Source organism: Deinococcus aerolatus, assembly GCF_014647055.1.
Classification (GTDB): Bacteria; Deinococcota; Deinococci; order Deinococcales; family Deinococcaceae; genus Deinococcus; species Deinococcus aerolatus.
The window spans coordinates 36,129-59,155 of the sequence record NZ_BMOL01000004.1 but is presented as its reverse complement, the minus strand read 5'-3'; the positions used below and the strand labels follow the sequence as shown (position 1 = coordinate 59,155).

General features: G+C 66.7%; 22 protein-coding genes and 2 tRNA genes. 10 read left to right on the top strand and 14 right to left on the bottom strand.

All coding sequences use genetic code 11. The annotated features are described in order from the left end of the window. The first annotated feature begins 147 nt into the window (after window positions 1–147). Together ppsA and IEY31_RS05855 are read left to right on the top strand one after the other, a co-directional pair. The gene (gene ppsA, locus IEY31_RS05860) at window positions 148–2,520 is read left to right on the top strand and encodes a phosphoenolpyruvate synthase (protein WP_188969956.1); all 2,373 of its coding nucleotides are present in this window, start codon (window positions 148–150) and stop codon (window positions 2,518–2,520) included. An 84-nt stretch (window positions 2,521–2,604) separates the two neighbouring features. Continuing rightward, window positions 2,605–3,165, top strand: coding sequence for a PEGA domain-containing protein (locus tag IEY31_RS05855; RefSeq protein ID WP_188969955.1), 561 nt, complete (start codon window positions 2,605–2,607; stop codon window positions 3,163–3,165). Between the two features lie 239 nt (window positions 3,166–3,404). Here IEY31_RS05855 and IEY31_RS05850 read toward each other — a convergent pair whose 3' ends face one another. Further along, entirely contained in the window at window positions 3,405–4,889 is a 1,485-nt protein-coding gene (locus IEY31_RS05850; protein ID WP_188969954.1) for an SIR2 family protein, read from the bottom strand. A gap of 193 nt (window positions 4,890–5,082) precedes the next feature. Between IEY31_RS05850 and IEY31_RS05845 the strand changes: the two genes are divergently transcribed. Continuing rightward, window positions 5,083–6,201 (top strand): tyrosine-type recombinase/integrase, encoded by a 1,119-nt coding sequence (locus IEY31_RS05845; protein WP_188969953.1) that lies wholly within the window; start codon window positions 5,083–5,085, stop codon window positions 6,199–6,201. An 18-nt stretch (window positions 6,202–6,219) separates the two neighbouring features. Here IEY31_RS05845 and IEY31_RS05840 read toward each other — a convergent pair whose 3' ends face one another. The 3 genes from IEY31_RS05840 to IEY31_RS05830 form a co-directional block, all read right to left on the bottom strand. Further along, window positions 6,220–7,038: a DUF4393 domain-containing protein gene (locus IEY31_RS05840; protein WP_188969952.1), complete on the bottom strand. Its 819-nt coding sequence runs from the start codon at window positions 7,036–7,038 to the stop codon at window positions 6,220–6,222. A gap of 182 nt (window positions 7,039–7,220) precedes the next feature. Next, window positions 7,221–7,296, bottom strand: a tRNA-Lys gene (locus IEY31_RS05835). 26 nt (window positions 7,297–7,322) lie between these two features. After that, window positions 7,323–8,480 (bottom strand): glutamate ligase domain-containing protein, encoded by a 1,158-nt coding sequence (locus IEY31_RS05830; protein ID WP_229723354.1) that lies wholly within the window; start codon window positions 8,478–8,480, stop codon window positions 7,323–7,325. Between the two features lie 82 nt (window positions 8,481–8,562). Between IEY31_RS05830 and purE the strand changes: the two genes are divergently transcribed. From purE to IEY31_RS05815, 3 genes are read left to right on the top strand one after another with little or no spacing between them, the layout of a single operon-like run. Beyond that, a complete protein-coding gene (gene purE / locus IEY31_RS05825; RefSeq protein ID WP_268238926.1) occupies window positions 8,563–9,060 on the top strand; it encodes a 5-(carboxyamino)imidazole ribonucleotide mutase in 498 nt (165 codons plus the stop codon). Then, the gene (gene purK / locus IEY31_RS05820; RefSeq protein ID WP_188969948.1) at window positions 9,057–10,172 is read left to right on the top strand and encodes a 5-(carboxyamino)imidazole ribonucleotide synthase; all 1,116 of its coding nucleotides are present in this window, start codon (window positions 9,057–9,059) and stop codon (window positions 10,170–10,172) included. Before purE ends, purK begins: the two co-directional genes overlap by 4 nt. Beyond that, window positions 10,169–10,726 (top strand): GNAT family N-acetyltransferase, encoded by a 558-nt coding sequence (locus IEY31_RS05815; RefSeq protein ID WP_188969946.1) that lies wholly within the window; start codon window positions 10,169–10,171, stop codon window positions 10,724–10,726. Before purK ends, IEY31_RS05815 begins: the two co-directional genes overlap by 4 nt. A 58-nt stretch (window positions 10,727–10,784) precedes the next feature. On the opposite strand, the gene IEY31_RS05810 is transcribed toward IEY31_RS05815, so the two are convergent. The 7 genes from IEY31_RS05810 to IEY31_RS05780 all read right to left on the bottom strand — a co-directional run bounded on the left by IEY31_RS05810 (window position 10,785) and on the right by IEY31_RS05780 (window position 19,443). Next, on the bottom strand, window positions 10,785–12,197 hold the full coding sequence (locus IEY31_RS05810) for an FAD-binding oxidoreductase (RefSeq protein ID WP_188969944.1): 1,413 nt from the start codon (window positions 12,195–12,197) through the stop codon (window positions 10,785–10,787). Window positions 12,198–12,264: 67 nt separating this feature from the next. After that, complete coding sequence (locus tag IEY31_RS05805; protein ID WP_229723353.1) at window positions 12,265–12,738, bottom strand: cupin domain-containing protein; 474 nt, start codon at window positions 12,736–12,738, stop codon at window positions 12,265–12,267. A gap of 193 nt (window positions 12,739–12,931) precedes the next feature. After that, window positions 12,932–16,108, bottom strand: coding sequence for an ATP-binding protein (locus IEY31_RS05800; protein WP_188969942.1), 3,177 nt, complete (start codon window positions 16,106–16,108; stop codon window positions 12,932–12,934). Between the two features lie 108 nt (window positions 16,109–16,216). After that, on the bottom strand, window positions 16,217–16,966 hold the full coding sequence (gene argB, locus IEY31_RS05795) for an acetylglutamate kinase (RefSeq protein ID WP_188969940.1): 750 nt from the start codon (window positions 16,964–16,966) through the stop codon (window positions 16,217–16,219). 45 nt (window positions 16,967–17,011) lie between these two features. Further along, on the bottom strand, window positions 17,012–18,091 hold the full coding sequence (locus IEY31_RS05790; protein WP_188969938.1) for a PilT/PilU family type 4a pilus ATPase: 1,080 nt from the start codon (window positions 18,089–18,091) through the stop codon (window positions 17,012–17,014). A gap of 74 nt (window positions 18,092–18,165) precedes the next feature. Beyond that, complete coding sequence (locus tag IEY31_RS05785) at window positions 18,166–18,783, bottom strand: maleylpyruvate isomerase N-terminal domain-containing protein (protein WP_188969936.1); 618 nt, start codon at window positions 18,781–18,783, stop codon at window positions 18,166–18,168. Between the two features lie 45 nt (window positions 18,784–18,828). After that, window positions 18,829–19,443 carry a 5-formyltetrahydrofolate cyclo-ligase gene (locus tag IEY31_RS05780; protein ID WP_188969934.1) on the bottom strand — a complete coding sequence of 205 codons (615 nt, stop codon included), beginning with the start codon at window positions 19,441–19,443 and terminating at the stop codon, window positions 18,829–18,831. Window positions 19,444–19,469: 26 nt separating this feature from the next. Between IEY31_RS05780 and IEY31_RS05775 the strand changes: the two genes are divergently transcribed. From IEY31_RS05775 to IEY31_RS05765, 3 genes are all read left to right on the top strand, one after another. Beyond that, window positions 19,470–19,619 (top strand): hypothetical protein, encoded by a 150-nt coding sequence (locus tag IEY31_RS05775; RefSeq protein ID WP_188969932.1) that lies wholly within the window; start codon window positions 19,470–19,472, stop codon window positions 19,617–19,619. Between the two features lie 64 nt (window positions 19,620–19,683). Further along, window positions 19,684–20,604 carry a carbon-nitrogen hydrolase family protein gene (locus IEY31_RS05770; protein WP_188969931.1) on the top strand — a complete coding sequence of 307 codons (921 nt, stop codon included), beginning with the start codon at window positions 19,684–19,686 and terminating at the stop codon, window positions 20,602–20,604. Next, the gene (locus IEY31_RS05765) at window positions 20,594–21,124 is read left to right on the top strand and encodes a GNAT family N-acetyltransferase (protein WP_188969929.1); all 531 of its coding nucleotides are present in this window, start codon (window positions 20,594–20,596) and stop codon (window positions 21,122–21,124) included. The genes IEY31_RS05770 and IEY31_RS05765 overlap by 11 nt, the downstream gene beginning before the upstream one ends. A gap of 59 nt (window positions 21,125–21,183) precedes the next feature. Here IEY31_RS05765 and IEY31_RS05760 read toward each other — a convergent pair. Then, window positions 21,184–21,267: transfer RNA gene (locus IEY31_RS05760), tRNA-Leu, on the bottom strand. 182 nt (window positions 21,268–21,449) lie between these two features. Here IEY31_RS05760 and rpsO point away from each other — a divergent pair. Next, window positions 21,450–21,725 (top strand): 30S ribosomal protein S15, encoded by a 276-nt coding sequence (rpsO, locus tag IEY31_RS05755; RefSeq protein WP_075837046.1) that lies wholly within the window; start codon window positions 21,450–21,452, stop codon window positions 21,723–21,725. Window positions 21,726–21,812: 87 nt separating this feature from the next. Here the strand turns inward: rpsO and IEY31_RS05750 are convergent, their stop codons facing one another. Together IEY31_RS05750 and IEY31_RS05745 are read right to left on the bottom strand one after the other, a co-directional pair. Then, window positions 21,813–22,271, bottom strand: a complete 459-nt coding sequence (locus IEY31_RS05750) for a gamma-glutamylcyclotransferase family protein (protein WP_229723352.1) — start codon at window positions 22,269–22,271, stop codon at window positions 21,813–21,815. Between the two features lie 24 nt (window positions 22,272–22,295). Beyond that, on the bottom strand, window positions 22,296–23,006 hold the full coding sequence (locus IEY31_RS05745; RefSeq protein ID WP_188969927.1) for an XRE family transcriptional regulator: 711 nt from the start codon (window positions 23,004–23,006) through the stop codon (window positions 22,296–22,298). Between the last annotated feature and the right edge of the window lie 21 nt (window positions 23,007–23,027).

Below are 23,027 nucleotides of genomic sequence, written 5' to 3'. Positions count from 1 at the left end.
CCCCAGGGTGACACGTTCGTGGCCGGGTGTCTCCCTCAGCGGAACAGCCTGCGCCCAGGACTGGCCGACCCGCTAAACTGTGGGGGTTCCCCAACACTAATCCAGCCTTCCCCCGCACGTTCTTCCCCACACCAACGGAGAAAACCCATGCAAATGACCAGAGCGTTTCAGACACTAAGGATGACCGATGTGGAGGTGGTGGGCGGCAAGAACGCCTCCATCGGCGAGATGATTCACGGGCTGGCCGGGGCCGGCGTGCGGGTGCCGGGCGGCTTTGCCACCACCGCCGACGCCTTCCGCGCCTTTCTGACCGAGAACAAGATTGAGGAAAAGATCAACGCCCGCCTCTCGGCGCTGGACGTGAACGACGTGGTGGCCCTGGCGGCTGCGGGCAAGGAGATTCGCGGCTGGGTGGAGGCGGCGGCGCTGCCCAGGGCGCTGGAGGACGCCATTCGCGCCGACTACGAGGGCATGGCCCGCGAGTCCGGCGTACCCGACCCCGACGTGGCCGTGCGCTCCAGCGCCACTGCCGAGGACCTGCCGGAAGCCAGTTTCGCCGGGCAGCAGGAGACCTTTCTAAATGTGCGCGGCATCGACAGCGTGCTGCACCATGTCCGTCTGGTGTTCGCCAGCCTGTACAACGACCGCGCCATCAGCTACCGCGTTCACCACGACTTCGCGCACGCGGAAGTGGCGCTGTCCGCCGGGATTCAGCGCATGGTCCGCACCGATCTGGGCGTGTCGGGCGTGGCCTTTACCCTCGACACCGAGAGCGGCTACCGCGACGCGGTGCTGGTCACTGCGGCCTACGGCCTGGGTGAGCTGGTGGTACAGGGCGCGATTAATCCTGACGAGTTCTTCGTGTACAAACCCGCCTTGAAGGCGGGCAAGCAGGCCGTGCTGCGCCGCACCCTGGGCAGCAAGGCCCGCAAGATGATCTACGCCGCCTCTGACATACAGGGGGGCGGCGTGGACAGCGTGGACGTGTCCCCGGAAGACGCCCAGCGCTTCTGCCTGAGTGACGCCGACTTGACCGAGCTGGCGCGGCAGTGCGTCGCCATCGAGGAGCACTACGAACGCCCCATGGACATCGAGTGGGGCAAGGACGGGCGTGACGGCCAGATCTATATCCTCCAGGCCCGCCCGGAAACGGTGCAGAGCCGCAGCGGGCGCACGCTGGAGCGCTTCGAGATCAGCGGCGGCGGCACCGTGCTGGTGGAGGGCCGCGCCGTGGGCAACCGCGTGGGCAGCGGCGCCGTGCGCGTGGTGAGCGACATCTCGCAGATGGACAGCGTGCAGGACGGCGACGTGCTGGTGGCCGACATGACGGACCCCGACTGGGAACCGGTGATGAAACGCGCCAGCGCCATCGTGACCAACCGGGGCGGGCGCACCTGCCACGCCGCGATCATCGCCCGCGAGTTGGGCATTCCCGCCGTGGTGGGCAGCGGCAACGCCACCCGCGAGTTGAAAAGCGGCCAGACCGTCACGGTGTCGTGCGCCGAGGGCGACACCGGCTACGTGTACGAGGGCCAGCGCGACTTCAAGGTTCACCGCATCGAGCTGGACGCCATGCCCGACGTGCCGATGAAGATCATGATGAACGTGGCCTCGCCGGACCGCGCCTTCTCGTTTGCCGCGCTGCCCAACGAGGGCGTGGGGCTGGCCCGCGTGGAATTCATCTGCTCGAACGTGATCGGCGTCCACCCGCGCGCCCTGCTGGATTACCCGGACGTGCCCCAGGACGTGAAGGCCCAGATCGAGGAGCGCATCCGCGGCTACGCCTCGCCGCGCGACTTCTTCCGCGACAAGCTGATGGAAGGCGTGGCGAACATCGCCGCTGCGTTTGCGCCCAAACCGGTGATCGTACGTCTGAGCGACTTCAAGAGCAACGAGTACGCCCACCTGATCGGCGGCGCGGCCTACGAGCCACACGAGGAAAACCCGATGATCGGCTTCCGGGGGGCCAGCCGCTACCGCAGCCCCGACTTCGCCGCTGCCTTCGCGCTGGAGTGCGACGCCATGCGGGCCGTGCGCGACGACATGGGCCTGACCAACGTGCAAATAATGATTCCCTTCGTCCGCACCGTGGGCGAGGCGAAAACCGTGCTGGAGATTCTGGAGAAGAACGGCCTCAAGCGCGGCGTGAACGAACTGAAGATCATCATGATGTGCGAGATCCCCAGCAACGCCATTCTGGCCGAGCAGTTCCTGGAACACTTCGACGGCTTTTCCATCGGCAGCAATGATCTGACCCAGCTGACGCTGGCGCTGGACCGTGACTCGGGGCTGGTGGCGGACCTGTTCGACGAGCAGGACCCGGCGGTGCTGGCGCTGATGGCGCAGGCCATTGCCGCCGCCAAGAAACAGGGCAAGTACATCGGCATCTGCGGTCAGGGGCCCAGCGATCACCCGGCGCTGGCCCAGTGGCTGATGGACCAGGGCATCGACTCGGTGAGCCTGAATCCGGACTCGGTGCTGAGCACCTGGCTGCATCTGGCGGGAGAAGCTCAGGCCTAGTGGGTCCGGCAACAGGGTCTCCCCTGTCCCCATGTAGGCTTGTTGGTCGGCGGGTTCATCGTGACGGCGATAGGCGGGGCGCTGATGCCTGAAAGCGAGGTGACTATCACGGTGACGCCAGCCAACGCCACTGTGAAGGTGGACGGGCAGACGTTCACACAGTCACCTGTGAAGCTGCCGCTGAACGATCTGACGTATACCGTCGAAGCGAGCGCAGCGGGCTATCACTCGGAGTCCGTGAAATTCGACGCTGAGCAGCAAAAAGCTGTGACGATCGACCTGAAGCAGATCACGGCTGAGGAGATCGCCGCGCAGAAAGCAGCAGAAGCGCGAAAAGCCCGTGACGCTGCGGCTGCACAGGCTGTAGCGCAGGCCAAGGCAGCTCGTGCCGCTAAGGAACTGGATGACGGCACGATGCTCGTGAAGTGCGAGAACCTCGTCCGCTCGCGCCTCAAATCTCCCTCAACGGCGAAATTCCCAGGCACGATGGAAGCCGCAGCGGCGATCACCACCTACGAGAACGGCAACAAAGACTGGTCAGGGTGGGTGGACAGCCAGAACAGCTTCGGGGCGATGCTCAGGACCGAGTTCCTGTGCGAGTACGACTTGGAGTCTCAGCAGCTCGAAGTGACCCTGCGGCAGTAGTCCCCACACGGTGTGCAGAAGGCTATTAAAAAGTGCCAGCAAGCTTGCTTTTTGATAGCCTGGGTGCATTAACTATGAAACCTTTCTACCGTAGGCCATCTTATCAAACATGCATATAAGCTTCGGTTTATATACCGCTGGTAGTTTATCAAAATCTCCAGATGCTAGATTGTACCTGTAGAAATCTTTCAAGAGGGTTAAGTCGATTGCTGTTTCGCCATGCACTTCAATGAATGCACTTAAATTGTGCGCAAATTCACTATCCAATACGGCATAGCTATAAAAGAGGAGAAGGTGGGATAAAGTCTCATCTTCTCTTTTCTTGCAGTGGCGGCAGAAGTATAGTAACGAGAGTATCCTTGCTCGCGCGTAATTCTATTATATATCTTTCTGACGCCCTCAATCCCTTCAAAAGGATTTGGCTTCTCAAAACGGCCCGATAAATGGAGATACTTACATATTGGAACATACGTAAGAGAGTCAAATCTATCATCTATAAATTCAGAAAGTATCTCTTCTGGCTTGTATCCCTGTTCGATGAGCGAATCGTCTATAATATCATGTAATGCATCTCTGATCTCGAGCCCTGAGTAGCCTCGTTTATTGATAGAAATTTTTTCCTTAATTCCGAACCCAATAACAATCTCCAGATTGTCAATACTGTCTTCGGAGTAACTTTCTTGGTCAAGAAGAACAATCTTCCTTTCGGGATCGTTGCCACTTGCTTGGCTTTTGATCTCATAAAGGTTTTGTAATACGTATTTTAGTACGGCTTGGGGGATAATTTCAGGCAGCTCGGATAAAACTTGGAACGTATCGATATAATTTGGTACTCTTACTATATTAACTGGCAATTGAACATCAAGAATATTTTTATAGGTTTTAGATATTTCGGGGGCGGTAAGGCTTTCATCCCACTCAAAAATAAATATCTTATCTCTTATTTTTTCTGTGATAAAATCGCGATCCTTGGCTATTTTCATAATATCTGAAAGGATAGCCTGAACATTATAGTCTCCAATGCTATAGCCAAAAAATATTATAGGGTTCTCAACGAAGATAGTCATGATTTTGGCTACTAAATATTTGTTAATACCAAGAAATTTCTTATAGTCTTCATAAGTTAGAACTATTGAGCTTGGATCCTCGATGCTTCCGTGTATCTTATAAATGTCTCTGACTAAAGTCAGCTGACTAGTAATCAAGTCGTTTTGTCCGACGTAAGGGGTAAAATTAGGAAACACCTGCTCCATGAGAGTGTCGTAATTTGTGGTGATGATTCCTCGTGCCCTCGCTGATTTGAGGAAGTTAATTTCTGTTGCTAGGTCATCCGAAAGCGATGACTCATCTAGAGTTTTTTCTGACATGTACTCACTAATTGCAATTTTTATTGGAGCTTCTCTAAAACCCGCACGGCCGAGATACTTTTCTCTTTGTGCTTCATATTTTGGACTTCTGAACCAAACATCGGTAAAGTCGCTTGCTACAAGAGTTCCCGTCATAGGCATTGACAGGATCTGCTCATCGTCATCTTTTAGCTGAGTTCTGACTTTGTAATAGTCTAGAACATTGCTAGATTCGCTTGCAAATTTTTGTAGCAGTCCGCTCCAGCTTTCTAGGCCTAGATATCTGATGGACATTCCAGATCCCACGAATAAATAGGGTAGACCTCCGGCACGAGTAAGCATTGATGTTAGCTGACTTCTATATGCATCCGGATCCATAGTGCGAGTATAAAGTGGGCGCTGGAGTTCTTATCCGCACATTCGCTAATCGCGCAGGTGTTCGAGACGGGAGCGAGTGGCAGAACACTGTGTATTTTGATCGCAGAAAATGCGGTGCCACTACCAAAATCTTGCCTCTAGGACGCAGAAAACACCTGTGTACTTTGGTCAGCGGGTGGCGATACCTTGGCTCATGGCTACTGGCATTTATCCGCTCCAGAACGGCAAATATCGTTGGCAGATCATGGTCGAGGGCCATCGATTTCACGGTGTAGCAGACTCCGTGAAAGAGGCACAACAGGCTCGGGCGCAGAAGCTCGCAGAGCAGGCGAAAGGGCTTGTCATTGCGCCGAGCCGTGTGACGCTCGGTGAGCAGTTGGCAGCGTGGCTAGCCGAGAAAGACCAGTCACGCGCCAAGCGCACTTCGCTGGGCTACCGCTACAGCTCCGAGAAGTACATCTCTGACAGCTTCAAGGCGCGCAAGCTGAAGGACATTCGACCAGTTCACATTCGTCAGCTCTACACGGAGTTGCAGGAGCGAGGGGTCACAGAATCGAACACGCTGCGACTCACACATGTGGTGATTCACGGCGTGTTCGAGTTTGCTCTGAAGGACGAGCTGATCGCTCGTAACCCTGCACATGGGTTGAAGCCGAATACGACGAACAAGGACGATGTGAAGGACCTTCTGGTTCTCAACCCAGCTGAGGCAACGCGCTTCGCTGCGGCCTGTAGACGTCACCGATGGGGTCCGGTGTTCTTGTTCATGTTGCTGACGGGTGTGAGACGCGGTGAGGCGTGTGGGGTGACTTGGTCGAACGTGTTCTTGGACGCTGACTCACCACATGTGCGTATCGAGCAGGCGCTTCATGTTGCGGGCAAGGAGAAAGTGCTGACTCGCCCGAAGACGAAGACGAGTCGGCGGACGCTGTACCTGTCGGCAGACGTAGTGACTCTGCTCAAGCAAGTGCGTCAGCAGCAGCAGGCCGTCCGAGATGAGCTGGGCGACAAGGCGGAGCGGAACGACTTCGTGTTCACGAATCTGAAAGGCGACTCGTTGAGCCCGGACAACCTGAAGGTGCACATGACGGCCATCTGCAAGGCCGCTGAGGTGCCTCGGATTCGGATTCACGATCTGCGCCACAAGTATGCGTCGCTGGCACTCAGGGCTGGTGTGAGGATTGAAGTGCTGAGCAAGCAACTCGGGCACGCAAGTGCCGTGATGACGCTAGACGTGTATCGGCATGTGTACGTTGAGGAGATGCAGCAGACTGCTTTGCCTACTTCGGTGTTGTTCGGGCATGCTAATTAAGTGGCAGGCTGCCGCAGTCTAAATACATGCTAATTTCAAAGCATCTCCAAATGGTGTAAGAGAAATAATGCCGGGCTGATAAAACCCAGGAATGATCTTGTCACTTTCCGTAAAAGATGCAGAAACCCTCGGTGGAGAATATCGCGCATCATCGATCTCTGCGTTGGCGGATTTCAGGAGATTAATCATTGGTATATATTCTTCGTCTTTGATTAGCCATCTTTCATAGGATATCTTTACAATTCCGAGTCTGGATAGATTCTCTATCGCAAGTTCAATTTCTTTTAAGTCTTCATCCATATCATTCAGATCGGTAAAATGAAGCAGAGTATCTGTCTCACTGTTATCTATGCGCGCTACTATTTTAACGGCAGGAATATAACTACGCATTCTGGTTGTGAAGCTTCGCAATATGCGAGCATCGAGAGGGGATAACTGCCGCACTACTTCGACAAAAGATGAGTGGAAGGATTTGGCTTTATCGGCGTTTGCGGCAGAAGCTAAAAGATTGGCAAACATTTCCCTAATATCTTCATGCTGAGCGGCATATGACGAAGCTTGTAGAACCGGCACTAATATGGCGGGATCAACTGGAATGCGCTGTTCTTCCGGAATCGCTTCGAGCTTGGGTTCCAATGTTGCTTGCAAGAGATTCAAATTTGCTCTAGCGATAGCGCCTTGCGCTTGCCAGCCGTGCATGTAATAGCTAGCTAGACCGCCCACGCCCTTACCGACTTCTTGGATCGCAGGTTTGAGTAGGTCATCGTAAACTGGCCCTACGAGCTTGTCGATCAATGCTGACACCGGATTATTGGGCGTGCTGTTGTCTTCAGGCATAACTCAGAATAGCTGTAATCACAGGCGGGGCGGCGGTACTGTCACGAATTTAGGTATGAGAAGGCCGAGGTGCATCCCTCGGCCTGTCTTCTTACACTCGAATTACACAGTTTTGCCGATCGGGGTCGGTTTTCACTAGTGTGCAAAAGAAAAGAAACGATGTGCTGGACATCGTTTCTGTCTGGTGGATCGTGTAGGAATCGAACCTACAACCCGCTGATTAAGAGTCAGCTGCTCTACCAATTGAGCTAACGATCCAGAGCAGAGCGGAGTATAGCAGCTCTTCAGGGCCTGTCAAGCTGCGCCCGCACGCCTGCCGCCAGATACAGGCTGCCGGTGACCAGCAGCGTGCCTCCCGGCGGCGTCAGGGCCAGGGCGCGGGTCAGCGCACCGGCAGGGTCGGGACAGGCCTCACCGCCGTAACGGGCCGCGAGGTTCTGCGGCGGCGTCGCCAGATCACCGGGCGCGGTAAAGACCCGCAGTGGGGCCACCGGCAACAGCGGGGCCAGCGTGGCGTCGGTGTCCTTGCGGGCCAGGTTGCCGAACAACAGCACGTCGGCCTGCGGCACCGCCAGCGCCAGCGCGCGGGTAGCGTGAGGGTTGTGCGCGCCGTCCAGCAGCACGGTCCGGTCCCCCACCACCAGCCGCTCCAGGCGGGCGGAATGGCGGGCGTTCAGGGCGGCCTCAACTCCGCTGCCGTGGTCCAGCGTCCGCAGGGTGGCGGCGGCCAGGGCGGCGTTGGCGTGCTGGTGCGGACCCGCCAGCCGGGGGGGGTGGGGCAGGGCGAACAGTCCAGGATGGCCAGCCGGGGTCAGCAGCGGCGCTCCCCGCTGCCGGGCCACCATCCGCGCCACCGCCAGCGCCTCCCCCGTCGCGGTGGTCAGCAGCGGCACGCCACGCATGGCCGCCCCCGCCTTGTCGCGGGCGATCGCGGCCACCGTCGCCCCCAGCACGCCGGTGTGGTCCAGGTCCGCGTTGGTCAGGGCCACGGCGACGACGTTTTTCAGCGCGTGGGTGGCGTCGCTCTGACCGCCCACGCCCGCCTCCATCACGGCCACCTCCACTCCGTCCCCGGCGAACACCTGACAGGCCAGTGCCAGGGTCAGGTCGAAGAAGGCGGCGTCCGGGGCGTGCGCCCTGGCCCACCCGATAAAGGCGCCCGTGCGGGCCGGATCAAGGTTGACCCCGTCCACCCGGACGCGTTCCTCGTAGGCGTGCAGGTGCGGGCTGGTAAAGCGCCCCGTCCGGACGCCCGCTGCCATCAGGCCCGCTTCCAGCATGGCGCAGGTGCTGCCCTTGCCGTTGGTCCCGATCACGCGGACGGACGGGAAGCGGGCGTCCGGCGAGCCCAGGGCGTCCAGCAGCGCCCGCGCGCCCGCCGGCCCCCGCGCCCGGCCTGCACGGGTGCGCGAGTACAGCCAGTCGTAATCGGGCGACGTCACAGGCCAGAGGCTAGCGCGTCCGGGTAGCATGCAGGGCGTGAGTGAAACACCGTCCGTGAGTCAGACGCCGCCCGCCCCCCGCGTGGGCGTGGTGATGGGCAGCCGTAGCGATTTTGCGACCATGGAGGCGGCGTTGGACACGTTGGCCCAGCTGGGATTGCCCTACGAGGTGCGGGTGCTGTCGGCCCACCGCACGCCGGAGCTGCTGGCCAGTTACGCGGCGCGGGCCCAGCGGCTGAACTTCACCTGCATCATCGCGGGGGCGGGCGGCGCGGCCCACCTGCCGGGCATGCTGGCGGCCTTCACGCGGGTGCCGGTACTGGGCGTGCCGGTGCAGTCGCGCGCCCTGAGCGGCCAGGACAGCCTGCTGAGCATCGTTCAGATGCCCGGCGGCATTCCGGTGGCCACCTTTGCCATCGGGCCAGCCGGGGCAAAGAATGCCGCGCTGTTCGCCGCCGCCATGGTCGCCGGCAGCGACGACGGGGTCCGGCAGCATCTGGACGCCTTTCGCCACCAGCAGACCCAGGCGGTGCTGGACGAGCCGTTTTTTGAGGGCCACCCCGAGGCAGGCGCGCAGTGACCCCTGCTTCCCCACACCTGGGTATTCTCGGCGGCGGGCAGCTGGCGCAGATGCTGGCGCTGGCGGCCCTGCCGCTGGGCGTGCGCGTCACGGTGCTGGAGCCGGACGCCGGGGCCCCGGCGCGGCTGTGCGCTACCCACCTGCACGCGCCCTACACCGACGCGGCCGGACTGGACCGGCTGGCCGGCTGCGACGCCGTGACCCTGGAGTTCGAGAACGTCCCGGCCGCCGCTCTGGGTGCGCTGGAAGGCCGGGTGCCGGTGCGGCCAGGACGCAGTCTGCTGGAACGCAGCAAGCACCGCGTCCGCGAGAAGAGGGCCCTGCGCGAGGCCGGGGCGCAGACGGCTCCCTTCGTGGCCATCGAGACCGGGGCCGACCTGGACGGCGCGCTGGCGCAGGTGGGCGGGCGGGGCGTCCTCAAGACCTCCGAACTGGGCTACGACGGCAGGGGGCAGGCCCGCGTGTCGGACGGGGCCGGGCTGCGGGCCGCGTGGCAGGAGATGGGCCACGTGCCGTGCGTGCTCGAAGGGCTGGTCGACTTTGAGCGCGAGGTCAGCCTGAGCGTGGCGCGGGGCCCGGACGGCGCGGTGGCGTTCGGCCCGCTGATCGAGAATGTCCACCGGAACGGCATCCTGCGCACCAGCGTGTGCCTGGAGGGGGACGCGCACGAGGCCGGGGCCCGCGAGGTGGCCGGGCGCGTGGCCGCAGCCTGGGAGTTGCAGGGCCTGATGACGCTGGAGTTCTTCCAGCTTGCGAACGGCGGGCTGCTGGTCAACGAGGTGGCCCCGCGCGTCCACAACAGCGGCCACCTGACCCAGGACGGCGGCGGCGTCAGCCAGTTCGAGGCCCAGGTCCGCGCCGTGCTGGGCCTGCCGCTGGCCGACTGGCGGCCCCTGCTGCCCTGCGCGATGGTCAACATCATCGGGGCGGGGGGCCAGGAGCCGGACCAGCAGCCGGACTGGGCGGGCATCGACGCGCTGCCGGGCACGCACCTGCACCTGTACCACAAGGCCTGGCGGGCCGGGCGCAAGCTGGGACACGTCAATCTGGTGGCCCCGGACCCGGCGACGTTGCGCGGGCGGCTGGCACAGCTCGAGGCCCTGATTCCATGACCGCGCCCCACGTGCCCAGCGAACTGCGCACGCCCCGGCTGCTGCTGCGTGCGCCCCGGCCTGGGGACGCCGGGGCCGTTCACGCCGCTGTCCACGCCTCGCTGCCGGAACTGCGGCCCTGGATGGTCTGGGCGCAGGAACCGCTGGACCTGCCGGGAACCGCTGAGAACCTGCGCGGGGCCGCTGAACGCTATGCCGCCCGCGAGGAACTGCGTCTGCTGGTCTGGACTCCAGATGGCCGGGAACTGATCGGCAGCAGCGGCTTTCACGCCCTGGACTGGCGCGTGCCGAAGGGCGAGATCGGGTACTGGATCGCCACCCCCCACACCGGCCACGGCCACGCGCAGGAGGTGGCCGGGGCGCTGACCACCTTCGGCCTGGACACCCTGGGGCTGCGCCGCATCGAGATCCGCTGCGACAGTGCCAACGCACGCAGCGCCCGCATTCCCCGGGCACTGGGCTACGCCCTGGACGCCACCCTGCGCCACAACGCGGTGGCCGCCGACGATCCGGCGCAGCTGCGCGACACGCTGGTATTCAGCGTGACGCGGTAGGGACGGCAGGCCGGGAAGAGGCCCCCGACCTTCTGGCCGGGGGAAGAGCGCGGGCGGGTCAATCTGCCCGGATGTTCTGGTTGACGTTAAAGACATTGTCCGGGTCATAGCGGGCCTTGACCTGCCGCAGCCGGTCATAGTTGTCGCGGTACGCCGCCCGGACCCGGTCCTGGCCCTCGTCCATCATCATGTTGACGTAGGCGCCGCCCATCGAGTGGGGATGCACCGCTTCCCAGTAGTTCACGCACCAGTCCTTGATGGTGCCCGCGTTGGCCGGATCGGGATCGACGCCGACAATCACCTCGCCCCAGGTGGCGTCGCGGTAGCTCCAGGCGGTGTCCTGCGGGCCCACGCGGTGGGCAGCGCCGTCCAGCGGGTACAGGTGCATGGTGCACTGCATGGTCGGCAGGGTCCGGGCGTGCTCGACGTGCGTGGCGATGGCCTCGTCACTCAGCTCTTTGACGAAATCCGCGCGCCAGTACCACTGGTGTCCGGGCGGGTACAGGCCGTCAAAGGCACTTTGCAGGGCGGGAAACGGCATGTCATGAATGCCGTGGAGCGCCGGCGGCCCGAAGTCGCGGATGGGCGCGAAGACCTCCTCGGCCTTCTCCTGCGGCCCGGTGTAGCACCACACCACCCCGCACATCTTCTGCAGGTGCAGCGCCTCGGGGAACGGCGGCGCGGGCGGCACGGTCAGGAAAGCGAAGAAGCCGTTGAGGTCCTCGGGGGCGTTCACGATGAATTCGCGGTACCAGCGCATCACCTCGGGGGCCTGCTCCAGCGTCCACAGGGTCGGCCCACCGACGACGGTGTCCACCGGCTGGCCCCGGAACAGGAACGAGGTGACCACGCCGAAGTTGCCGCCGCCCCCGCGCAGCGCCCAGAACAGGTCGGGATGCTGCTCCGCGCTGGCGGTCACGAGCTGCCCGTCGGCCAGCACCACGTCGGCTTCCAGCAGGTTGTCGATGGTCAGGCCGTACTTGCGGGTCAGGTGGCCCAGCCCCCCGCCCAGCGTCAGGCCGCCCACCCCGGTGGTGGAGATGATGCCTGACGGCACGGCCAGCCCGAAGGGGTGCGTGGCGTGGTCCACTTGCCCCCAGGTCGCGCCGCCCTCCACCCGCACGGTGCGCTCGGCAGGATCGACCCGCACGCCGTGCATCGGCCCCAGGTCGATGACCAGGCCGCCGTCGACGCTGCCCAGGCCGCCGCCGTTGTGGCCGCCGCCACGAATGGCGAGTCTCAGTGCGTGTTCGGCGGCAAACTTCAGGGCCGCCTGCACGTCAGCCACGTCGGTGCAGCGCACGATCAGCGCCGGGTGCCGGTCGATCATGCCGTTGTAGAGTGCCCGAAGATCGTCGTAGCGTTCATCCTCGGGCTGAATGACCTCGCCGCGCAGGGAGGCCCGCAGAGCGATCACTGCGTCCTGGACTGGAAGATTGGAAAGAGCTGGACTGCTGGGCATGGTGGTCATGACACACTTCCTTTGGTCGAATGCCGCCACCCCCCTCGGAGCGAGGGGGAGTCAGCGGTCAGGGACGTTATTTCTTGTCTCTCGGATCAAGAGCCGCGTCGACATAGGTAATCTCGAAGGGGCCGTCCATGTGAATCTGCAACTCCGTGGCCTCGTCGGTCCACGCGTAATGGTTCATCCTGGCGCCCAGGGCCACGAAGCCGCCGGGTTTCAGCAGGGTGCCGCCGGTCTTGGCCAGCACGTCACCCATGCCCACGTACACGCTGCCGGACAGCACGGTGACGTCCTCCTGGGTGGGGTGCCAGTGCGCCAGAATCTGGTAGCCGGCAGGCATCTTGAGGCGCAGCGTGATCCTTACGGCCTTGCTGGGGTCGCCGTCCAGCACCGCGAGCTGTGCGCCCGGCGGCAGGAAGGGAGGTGCATCTCCCCACTTCAGCGCGTCGGCGTTGACCGGTGCGGTGGCGGCGAGGCCCAGAGACAGCAGGGCGGCGCCGGCGGTCAGCGAGAGCAGGGTGAGCGCAGTCAAGCGGGGAACAGGCATGGCAATCAACTCCTGGGACGGAGGGGGCGGAAGCTGAAAGCAACCCCGCCGGAAGAGCGTGCCGGTCTCGTGTGGTCTGTCACTCCCGCTCTTCTGGGTTTCCGTGAAGCGAGGTTAGACTTCGCGCCGTTCGCCCGCCGTTCGCCCGGGCGTTCGGGCGCTGGACCTCAGCGTTCAGAGGCGGCCCAGGCCGTCAGGACAGCCGCTGCAGCAGCGCCCGCGCCGCGCCCAGGTCGGGCGTCACCAGCCGTTCGGGGAAGGCGGCCTGAACCGGGTCCAGCACCGCGGCGGCCTCCGGGGACCGGCCCTGCAGGTGCAGGTGCCCTGCCAGGCTGGTCACTGCGCGCAGCTCCAGCGAGCGGCTGCCCTGCTTCTGGGCCAGCGCGTGGGCGCGCCGGAACCAGACCTCGGCCTCTGGCGGGCGGGTCAGGCCACGCAGCCGGTACAGTTCAGGCAGGTACCACACCTCTCCGTTCTGGCCCACCATGGCCTGGGCGCTGTCCAGCGTGGCCCGCGCCGCTTCCGGTTGCCCGAGGTGCAGCTGCGTCTCGGCCAGCAGCGCCAGGTAGTACGGCCGGCGCAGCGCCGCGTCCTGCTGACGCAGCGCCTCCAGGCCCCGCTGGATGCGGGCCAGACCGGCCTGCCCCTCGCCGCGCTGCGCCAGGACCCAGCCGCCCACGATCATGCCCCACTCGTGGTAGTACGCGATGTTGTGGTGCTGGCAGCCGGCCACCGCCGCCTCGGCACTGGCCCAGGCGGCGTCCAGATCGCGCTCCAGCTGCTGCGAGATGGCGCGGTAGGCCACGGTCTGCATCACCGTGAAGGGATGGTCCAGCTCCGCGGCAATGGCGGCGGCCCGCGCCACATGTTCCCGCGCCTGCCCGACGTCGCCCTGAAGCCACAGGCCGTGCGCCCCCCAGGACAGGCTGAAGGCCCCCACGTCCGCCCCGAACAGGACCCGGCGCTGGCCGTTCTGGTGGTACAGCCGGTTGGCAATGCCGAAGTGCTGGGCGGCGCTGACCAGCCGGCCCTCGATCTGGTCCACGCCGCCCAGCGCCTGATGGCAGTCGGTCAGCCGCCCGCCGTGGTTCCCGGCCAGGGCCAGCGCCCGCTCGGCCAGCCGGCGCGACAGGGCCACGTTGCCCCGGACGAGGTGCAGCGCATACAGGCCCCACAGGCTGGCGATAACCGCCCCCTCGTCGCCCAGTTTCTCCGCCAGCCCCAGGGCGTGGTTCAGGGCGCCTTCCAGCTCAGGAGAGGCGAAGCCTTTCAGGGCGGTAAAGGCCGCGGCCAGGCTGGTGTGGGCGCCGAGTTCGTGCCGGTCCCGGCCCGCGCCGGGCGGAAGCTGCCGGAGCTGCTGCAGCGCCCGCCCGGCCAGGACGATGGCCTGCTGGCTGGCCGAGACCGCGTTGGCCCGCTGCGCTGCCCGCAGGGCAAACGTGACCGCCTGCTCCGGCTGCCCGGCCTGTTCGTGGTGGGCGGCCAGCTGGGCCGCCACGCCGCCCAGGTCCGGCGCGTGCCGCAGTTCCAGCGCCTGGGCCACCCGCCGGTGCAGCAGCCGCCGGCGGGCCGGGCTGAGCCCCTGGGCGGCGCCCTCGCGCAGCCGGTCGTGCGTGAAGTCGTAGGTGCCGCCGGAACCGGGCTGTTCGCGCACCACCGCACGCTGCCACAACTCGTCCAGCGCCGCCACCAGCGCGCCCTCTTCCAGATCGCTGGCCTCGCGCAGCACGTCGAAGGCAAAGGCCCGCCCGATGGTGGCGGCCAGCTGCGCGACATCGCGCGCGGGGCCGGACAGCTGCCCAAGCCGCGCGGCGATGATGGCCTGCACCCGCGCAGACGGCGGGAAAACCAGTGAGCCGTCCCCGGCGTTGACGGTCAGGCCGGCCCGCACCGCCTCGACCACAAACAGCGGCTGGCCCTCGGTGGCCTCGAACAGCTGCGCCTGCGCCTGTGGGGACAGCGCCTCCGCCGAGACCGACACGGCAAGCGCCGCCGTCTCGGCGGCCCCCAGCGGCCCGAGTTCGGTGCGCTCCAGCAGTCCGCGCTGCTGGTGGTCCCGCAAGAAGGCCTGCACCGCCGGGCGGACGGCCAGGTCCTCGCGGCGCAGGGTGCACAGCAGCAGCAGCGGCGCGGCGGGGGCAAAGCGCAGCAGGTAGTGCAGCCACTCCAGCGTGTCGCGGTCGCACCACTGCAGGTCGTCGAGCAGCAGCAGCGTCGGCCTGCCGCCCACCAGAAAGGCGCGGGCCAGCGCCTCGAACAGCCGCTGGCGCTGCCAGCCCTGGCTGGGCAACTCGGGCACCGGCACGGCCTGTGGCGGCGCCAGTTCAGGCAGCAGCCGCGCCAGTTCGCCCCGCCACGGCTCACCCAGCTGGGTCAGGCCCGCCTGCAGCGCCGGACTGCGCAGCCACTCGCCGATGGGCGCGTAGGCCAGCCGGCCCTCGGCGGCGTAGCAGCGGGTGCGGGCCGCCACCGCCCCCTGTGAGGCCGCCAGCGCCAGCAGGGCGTCGGCCAGCCGCGTCTTGCCGATGCCCGCCTCGCCGGCGATCAGCAGGACCTGCGAGGTGCCGGCCGCAGCCCCGCGCCACACCCGCAGAAGCTGCTGCCATTCCGCGCGGCGGCCAATCAGCGGCCGTTCGCCGGCAGGTGGTGGGGGCGGACCCGCCGCGCCGCCCTGCAAGGCCGCGTACTCCGCCTCCACCACCGGGCCGGGGCGCACGCCCAGCTCGGCCTGCAGCAGCGCCGCGCAGCGGCCATAGGTCTGCCGCGCCGCCGCCGCGTTGCCCCCGGCCAGCTGCAGCCGCATCAGCTGCGCGTAGGCCGTCTCGCGCAGCGGCTCCAGGGTCAGAAGCCGCTCCAGCACCTGCAGCGCCCGCGTGCCCTCGCCGGCGTGCTCCAGCTGCGCGGCCAGCTGCTCCAGCACCGCCACGGCCTGTCCGTGCAGCGCCTGGCGGTGACCCTCCAGCCACCCGTCTTCCGCCGCGTACAGCAGCTCGCCCCGGTACAGCGCCGCAGCCCGTTCCAGACCAGCCGGGCCGGCCTCCAGGGCCTGCTGGAAGTCCCGGACGTCCAGGGCGCAGGGCGCGTCGTGGCGCCAGCGCAGGGTCTGCCCCGTGATGTCCAGGTACCGCCCGGCGCCGGGCAGGCCACGCCGCAGGTGGTGCAGTTCGCGGCGCAGGTTGGTCAGCGCCTGCGCCTCGCCCGAGTCAGGCCACAGGGCCCCAGCGATCTGCCGGCGCGGCTGGGGACCGTCTGGATGCAGCAGCAGCCACGCCAGCAGCGCCTGCTGACGTGGGGCGCTCAGGGTGGTCAGGGGCTGCCCGCGGTGGACCAGGTGAAAGCCGCCCAGCAGCTGAATCTCGAGTTCCGGCACGGTCCCACTCGCCCCCTCTGCCCGGAGTGTGGCTCCCGCAGTCTAAGCCCTGCGGCCGGGAACGAGAGATTTTTTACAAACGGTCCCCCTGGCCGCACACCCGGAGGCTCACGGCGTGAGGCGCGTCCCGGCCTCGCCGCGCGCGGCTGCCGCCAGCACGCCCGCCGTCATGCCGCTGGCCACCGTGGCAAACGGCGCGCCGCGTTGCAGGGCGTCCAGCGCCGCGCGGACCTTGGGAATCATGCCCCCGGCAATCCAGCCCTGGGCGATGCCGACCTCGGCCTCGGCGCGGCTCAGGTGGGCGGCGCGGCTGTCCGGATCGGGGTAGTCGCGGTACACCCCGTCCACGTCCGTCAGGAACACGATGCCCACCCCCAGTGCCCCGGCCACCGCGCCGGCGGCGGTGTCGGCGTTGACGTTCAGCGCCTCGCCGTCCGGCCCCACGGCAACGCAGCCCAGGACCGGGGTCAGGCCCGCGCCCAGCAGGGTCCGCAGCAGGTCGGCGTTCACCCCGGTCACGCGGCCCACCCGCCCCAGCGCGGGATCGAACGTCTCGGCGCGCAGCAGATCGCTGTCGCGGCCCATCAGCCCCACCGCCCCCCCCACGTCCTGACTGAGGCGCTTGTTCAGCGCGCACAGCGCCATCTCCACGACGTCCATCAGTTCCGGCGGCGTGACGCGCAGTCCACCTTTGAAGGTGCTGAGCAGTCCACGCGCCGTCAGTTCGCGCTCGATGAAGGGCCCGCCGCCGTGAACCACCACCGGCAGGTGCTCCCCGCGCAGCGCGGCGATCTCGGCCGCCACGGCGCGGCGCAGTTCCAGGCTTTTCATGGCGTTGCCGCCGTACTTGATGACCATGGGGCAGAGTCTAGGCTGCCGGGTCCCCTTCCGGGTCAGCGCCGCTCAGGACGCGAACTGGTGGCGCATCATGAACAGCTTGAGCTCGTGCGGGCTGGTGGCGGTGGCCATGGCGTCCTCGGCGCTGATCTGACCGTCCTGGACCAGCGCGGCCAGGTGCTGATCGAAGGTGTGCATGCCGTGCGCGCTGCCCTCGATCAGCGCCTGCTTGATCTCCTCGGTGCGCTCGGGGTCCTTGATGCACTCGCGGATGGTGGGCGTGCCCAGCAGAATCTCCAGCCCCAGCACCCGGCCCCCGTCCACGCGCGGCAGCAGGCGCTGGCTGACGATGCCCACCATGGACTCCGACAGGCTGCGGCGCACCTGCAGGCGCTCGTGCGGGGCGAAGAAATCAATGATGCGGTTGACGGTCCGCACCGCGTCCTGGGTGTGCAGCGTGGAAAAGACCAGGTGTCCGGTCTGCGCGGCGCTCAGGGCCGCCTCGACCGTTTCCTTGTCGCGCATCTCGCCGATCAGGATGATGTCGGGGTCCTGGCGCATGCTGGCGCGCAGGCCCGCCGTGAAGCTCAGGGTGTCGAGGCCCAGTTCGCGCTGGCTGATCATAGCCATGCGGTCGCGGTGCAGCACCTCGACCGGGTCTTCCAGGGTCACGATGTTGACCGGCTGGGTGGCGTTGATGTGGTCAATCATGCTGGCCAGCGTGGTGGTCTTGCCGCTACCGGTGGGGCCGGTGACCAGCACCAGACCGCGCTCATGCTCGGTGAGCGCCGTGAAGGTGTCCTGCGGCAGGCCCAGCTGCTCGAAGGTGGGAATGGGCTTGTCCTCGATCACGCGCATGATCAGGCCCACCGTGCCGCGCTGGAAGTAGGCGTTGACCCGGAAGCGCGCCACCCCGGCGACGCCGTAGGCAAAATCCGCCTCGCGGGTTGTCTGGAAGTGGTCCCACATGGCGGGCGTCATCATCTCGCGGGCGAAGTCCGCGACGTGATCGGGCGACAGGCGGCTCTCGCCGTAGCGCTTGATCAGACCCCCCACACGCCCTGCCGGCGCGCTGCCCACCCGCAGGTGGATGTCGCTGGCCCGGTCCTTGACAATCGCAGCCAAAACGCTGTTCAGAACACTCATCTGGGGCTCAGCCTAGCGGCGGGGGTCTTACAGTTTTCTGCGCGGACCTGAAAACCAGAGGCGGCCCCCACAGGTCAGGACGGCGCCGCTTCGGGCATGACCTCCTGTCCCTCTCTGGCCTCCTCCTTCGCGCCGCGCAGCCGGCGGCTTTCCAGGTCCGCGTGCTGGGTCAGGTAGCGCAGCCACGCCTTGGCGGTCAGCGGCCCCAGGCCGTTGTGGTTCACGGTATCGCCGTCCTCCGGCGGGTTGGCGTGCAGCTGCCGGGCCAGATCGACGGTGCCGGAACGGGTCTGAGACAGCAGGTCCCGCAGGTCCGTCAGGCTGGCGTCCGGCGCGGGGCGGTAGGCGTGGTAGGTGTCGGACTGGTAGGTCGCGCGGCCCAGCGCCGCCCGCAGCCGGTCCTGGCCCCAGCGCTCGATGCCGATGATGTGGGCCAGCACCTCGCGGTTGGCCGGGGTGTCGGCGGCCCGCGCGGCGCGTCCGGCCAGGGCGGTGCCGCCGCGTTCCAGGCCCTGGCCCAGATCGGTGTAGCTGCTGCGCCCGGCGGGGGCTTCCAGCACGCGCGAGACCACGAAGTCCTTGACCTCGCCCTTGCGCTGGCGGGCCAGGTAGGCGGCCCCGGCGGCCAGGCCCACGCCTGCCACCGTGATCAGGGCAGGTACAAGAACGTTGGGGGTGTTTGGCTTGGTCATGGGTCAGGGTACGCGGTTTGGGGCCGGGGGGTTCCCACCGGGCGCTCAGCTGGCCGGGAACGGGGAACCGGAAACTTCCAGCACCGCGTCCGGCGTGCCGATCAGGACCACGCGGGAGTCGGCGGGGCAGGGCAGCGTGGGGCTCAGCATCAGCGGATGCGCCAGCGTGTATTCCGGCAGGCCCAGGCCCAGGCCGCGCGCTCCCCAGCCGAAGCCCTTGCCCAGCCGCGCGCCGTCCCAGCCCACCGCCACGCTGGCCAGCACGGCGGCCTGCGCGCCCTCCAGGGTCAGGCGGCCGGGCAGCGACAGGGCCGGCTCGCCCACGCGCGGCATGGCGCTCAGGCGGGCGCCGGCCGGGTCCCGCAGGCGCCAGTACCACAGCTGCCCGGCGCGGGCCTCTTTCTTCTGGTTCGGCACGTACAGCGTCATGCCCGCCTGCAGCGCCAGCTTCCGCAGCGGGTACAGCGCCCGTTCGGGACCGACGATCAGCGTGCCCAGCCCCGCGACCTGCGGGTGCGCGAGCAGCTGCGCGGCCGCCTGCCGGGCGCCGATGAAATTGGGGTGGCGGCCGTGTGGCGGCAGCGGGTAGGCGCAGGCCCGCGCCCGCATCAGGGCCGTCCACAGCTGTTCGCGGTACGCACCGGGCAGGAGGGGGTCCATTGTGTGCCCAGGGTAGCGCCACACTGATGACCACCGACGGTCCCTTCACCGACGTGACCCTGTGGTGCGTCTTCTCTCCCGGGACCATCGCGGCGGGCACGGGGACCGGGCAGGCAGCCGACAGCCTGGGGCAGTCCACCGCCGGATTGACCGGGCGGCGGGCCAGAGCGCATTGATGGGCCAGTGCGCATTGAGAGGAGATGCACCGGGCGCGGCGCTGACCTGCCCTAGACTGCGGGCATGACGGTGGTGCGGGTGGCAGCGGCGGCGTATGGCGTGGATTTTCTGGCGGACTGGGCGGCCTACGAGGCCAAGGTCAGCGCCTGGGTGGCGGAGGCGGCGGGGGCCGGCGCGGAGCTGCTGGTCTTTCCCGAGTACGCGGCGCTGGAACTGGTGGCGCTGCTGCCGCCGGGGCTGCACCACGACGTGCTGGGCATGCGGCCCGCGCTGCAAGCGTTGCTGCCCGAATTTCTGGCGCTGCATGCCCGGCTGGCGCGGCAGCACGCGCTGTGCATCGTGGCGGGCAGCTTTCCGGTGGCCGGGGCAGGCGGGTACGTCAACCGCGCCCACGTCTTCGCACCGGACGGCACGCACGCGTGGCAGGACAAATTGCTGATGACCCGCTTCGAGGCCGAGGAGTGGGACATCGCGCCCGGCGCGGGCGTGCGGGTCTTCGCGCTGACGCTGCGCGGGGGCGACACGTTGCGGTTCGGGGTGGCCACCTGCTACGACAGCGAGTTCCCCGGCCTGGCCCGCCGGGTGGCCGAGGGCGGCGCCGAACTGCTGCTGGTGCCGTCCTTTACCGGCAGCCGCGCCGGCTTTACCCGCGTGCGGGTGGGCAGCATGGCCCGTGCCCTGGAAGGACAGTGCTACGCCCTCCACGCCCCGCTGATCGCCGATGCGCCGTGGTCCTACGCCCTGGAGGACGCCGTGGGCCGCGCCGCCATCTACGCCCCCGCCGATGGCGATCTGCCCGAGGACGGCGTGGTGGCCGAGGGTGAATGGAACGGGAGCGGCTGGTTGATCCGTGACCTGGATCTGAAGTTGATCCGCGACGTGCGCGTGGGCGGCCACGTCCTGAACTGGCGGGACCGGACGGCGGCTGAAAAGCGGGCCACCCCCGCCGAGGCCGTGATCCTGGGGGCGGGCGTTGTCGGCTGAACGGCTGGTCCGGCTGCTGACCGCCGGGGACGCCGCCGTCTACCGCGAGGTCCGGCTGGCCGCCCTGCTCAGCGACCCGGACGCCTTCCTCACCACCGCCGCCGAGTTTGAGGGCAGGACGATGGAGTCGGTTGCCGAGCGGCTCACGCCCCGGGACACGTCGGTGACCTACGGTGCGTTCGTGGGCGGGGAACTGGTGGGCCTGCTGACGCTGGTCCGCGAAGCAATGCCCAGATTGCGGCACCGGGCCAGCATCTTCGGCGTGTCCGTGGCCCCAGGGGCACGCAGCCAGGGCTGCGGCGACGCGCTGGTGCGGGCGGCCCTGGCCCACGCGCGCGGCTGGGACGGCCTGACCTCCGTCCACCTGACGGTCACCGAGACGCAGGCCGCCGCCCACCGCCTGTACGAACGCCACGGCTTCCGGGTCTGGGGCACGCAGCCCGACGCCGTCCGCGACGGGGCAGGCCGCGCCCTGGCCGAGCATCACCTGTGGCTGCCGGTGGGCAGCGCCACCGCCTGAGCGCACAAAAGCCAGCGCCGAATCCCCGTGAAAGGCATTCGGCGCTGACCCTGAACTGTTGGTGCTCGGGATGGGACTTGAACCCACACAGCTAAGCTACACGCACCTCAAGCGTGCGCGTCTACCAATTCCGCCACCCGAGCACACGGTAAAGCGAGGCAACGCAATATTAGGGGCGGCCCCACCCGATGTCAACCCACATCAGGGGCGCCTGTGGTATCTTCCTCTTTGCCGCCGCGAGCGGTCTGGCCCAGCCCCCGCGTCTGCGGGATGGATTTTGCCAGGGCTGCTGCGCGCGGGACTTCAAACAAGAGAGGCAACATCCATGATCGACAAGAAAGCAACCATCCAGGCCCACGCCAAGAGCGACAAGGACACCGGCAGCACCGCCGTTCAGGTGGCCCTGCTGTCCGCCCGCATCAACAACCTGGGCGCCCACCTGGCCGAGAACAAGAAGGACAAGCACGGCCAGCGCGGCCTGCAGCTGATGAACGGCCAGCGCCGCCGTCTGCTGAAGTACCTGGAGCGCACCAACTACGACGAGTACATCGCCCTGACCGATCAGCTCAAGATCCGCCGCGGCCAGCGCATCGTCCGCTAAGTCCCAGCGTTTGCAGGAACCGCCGCCCAAGTCCATGGGGCGGCGGTTTTGTTTTGTCTTGAATGCTGTGTGCTGAACGCCCTCCGTTCAGCGGTCACTCTGCGATGTGCGGCGGCGGTCCGCCACCGTGGTCCAGTCGCCGCCCGCGACAGCACTCACGCCGGGGCGCGTGAGGCGGCCCTCCAGTGCGTACAGGTAGACCCAGGCGGCCAGGGTTTCGCCGCCCTCCAGCGTCAGCGTGACCTGTTGCCGGGTGTACAGCGGCGGGATCTCGTCCACGCCCTCGAGTTCATCCAGAAATGGCAGGGCCACCGGACAGTCGGCGGGCGCGTAGGTCAGGGCGTACCCGCGCACGGCCTGTGCCGCGTCGGCCCCCGCCGGAACCACCGCGGGGTACGCCTCGGGCCACAGGTGCAGCAGCCGGTGGCCGGGCAGGCGCGCAGGCTGGGCGCGAAACGCGCCGCCCTGCGCGGCCACGTGGGCATTGCGTTCGCCGGGCATCAGGGTGCCGTAGACGAAGACGGTGGTGGGAGGCGCGGCGGACACAGGGAAAACTGTAGCGTCCGGGGCCTAGAGCCGCACGCCGCGCGGCTGGTGAAAATACACGCGGCCCACCACCGTGACGTCCTCGGGCTTGACTGGCGGGTGGTCCGGGTTGTCGCTGGTCAACCACAGCGCCGCGCGGGTGCCTGCCCCGTACCGGCGCAGGCGCTTGACAGTCAGCCCCAGGCCAGACACATGCAGCACGTAGACCAGACCCTCGCGCAGGTCCAGGTCACCGGGATCGACGTAGATGCGGTCGCCGGGCCGGATGCCGCCCCCGGCTGCGGTGGTCATGGAGTCGCCGCCCACCTCCAGCACCAGCATGCCGGGGCGGTGGTCCCGCGCCGGCACCAGTTCGTGATCGATGATGCCAGCAGTGTCCTCGGTGACCGGCAGGCCCGCGCTGGCCAGGGCGCGCACCGGCACGCGCATCAGTTCCAGCACCTGCAGGGCGTCGTCGCTGGGAGCGCCCTGCAGCAGCGGCAGCCCGGTGCGGGCCACCCACTCGCCCGCCGGAATCTCCAGGGCGCGGCGCAGGGCGTCCTGGCGGGCCGGGGTCAGGGCCGAGAGCGGCCGGACGCCGCGCTCCAGGCGGCTCAGGTACGGCTGCGTGACGCGCCCGGCCGGGCCGCCCTGCTGCAGGGTGCGGGCGCTGACCTGCCCCTGCTGCAGCCCCAGCGCCGTGCGCCGCGCCCCCAGCCACGCCGCCAGTTCCGGTGAGGAAGGTTCGCCTGACATGGCCCGAGTCTAGCGGGCGGC

Coding starts and splice junctions, on each gene's coding strand:
- ppsA (WP_188969956.1), top strand. CDS start 148: ATGCAAATGACCAGAGCGTTTCAGACACTAAGGATGACCGATGTGGAG.
- IEY31_RS05855 (WP_188969955.1), top strand. CDS start 2,605: ATGCCTGAAAGCGAGGTGACTATCACGGTGACGCCAGCCAACGCCACT.
- IEY31_RS05850 (WP_188969954.1), bottom strand. CDS start 4,889: ATGGATCCGGATGCATATAGAAGTCAGCTAACATCAATGCTTACTCGT.
- IEY31_RS05845 (WP_188969953.1), top strand. CDS start 5,083: ATGGCTACTGGCATTTATCCGCTCCAGAACGGCAAATATCGTTGGCAG.
- IEY31_RS05840 (WP_188969952.1), bottom strand. CDS start 7,038: ATGCCTGAAGACAACAGCACGCCCAATAATCCGGTGTCAGCATTGATC.
- IEY31_RS05815 (WP_188969946.1), top strand. CDS start 10,169: ATGACCGCGCCCCACGTGCCCAGCGAACTGCGCACGCCCCGGCTGCTG.
- IEY31_RS05810 (WP_188969944.1), bottom strand. CDS start 12,197: ATGACCACCATGCCCAGCAGTCCAGCTCTTTCCAATCTTCCAGTCCAG.
- IEY31_RS05805 (WP_229723353.1), bottom strand. CDS start 12,738: ATGCCTGTTCCCCGCTTGACTGCGCTCACCCTGCTCTCGCTGACCGCC.
- argB (WP_188969940.1), bottom strand. CDS start 16,966: ATGGTCATCAAGTACGGCGGCAACGCCATGAAAAGCCTGGAACTGCGC.
- IEY31_RS05790 (WP_188969938.1), bottom strand. CDS start 18,091: ATGAGTGTTCTGAACAGCGTTTTGGCTGCGATTGTCAAGGACCGGGCC.
- IEY31_RS05785 (WP_188969936.1), bottom strand. CDS start 18,783: ATGACCAAGCCAAACACCCCCAACGTTCTTGTACCTGCCCTGATCACG.
- IEY31_RS05780 (WP_188969934.1), bottom strand. CDS start 19,443: ATGGACCCCCTCCTGCCCGGTGCGTACCGCGAACAGCTGTGGACGGCC.
- IEY31_RS05775 (WP_188969932.1), top strand. CDS start 19,470: ATGACCACCGACGGTCCCTTCACCGACGTGACCCTGTGGTGCGTCTTC.
- IEY31_RS05770 (WP_188969931.1), top strand. CDS start 19,684: ATGACGGTGGTGCGGGTGGCAGCGGCGGCGTATGGCGTGGATTTTCTG.
- rpsO (WP_075837046.1), top strand. CDS start 21,450: ATGATCGACAAGAAAGCAACCATCCAGGCCCACGCCAAGAGCGACAAG.
- IEY31_RS05745 (WP_188969927.1), bottom strand. CDS start 23,006: ATGTCAGGCGAACCTTCCTCACCGGAACTGGCGGCGTGGCTGGGGGCG.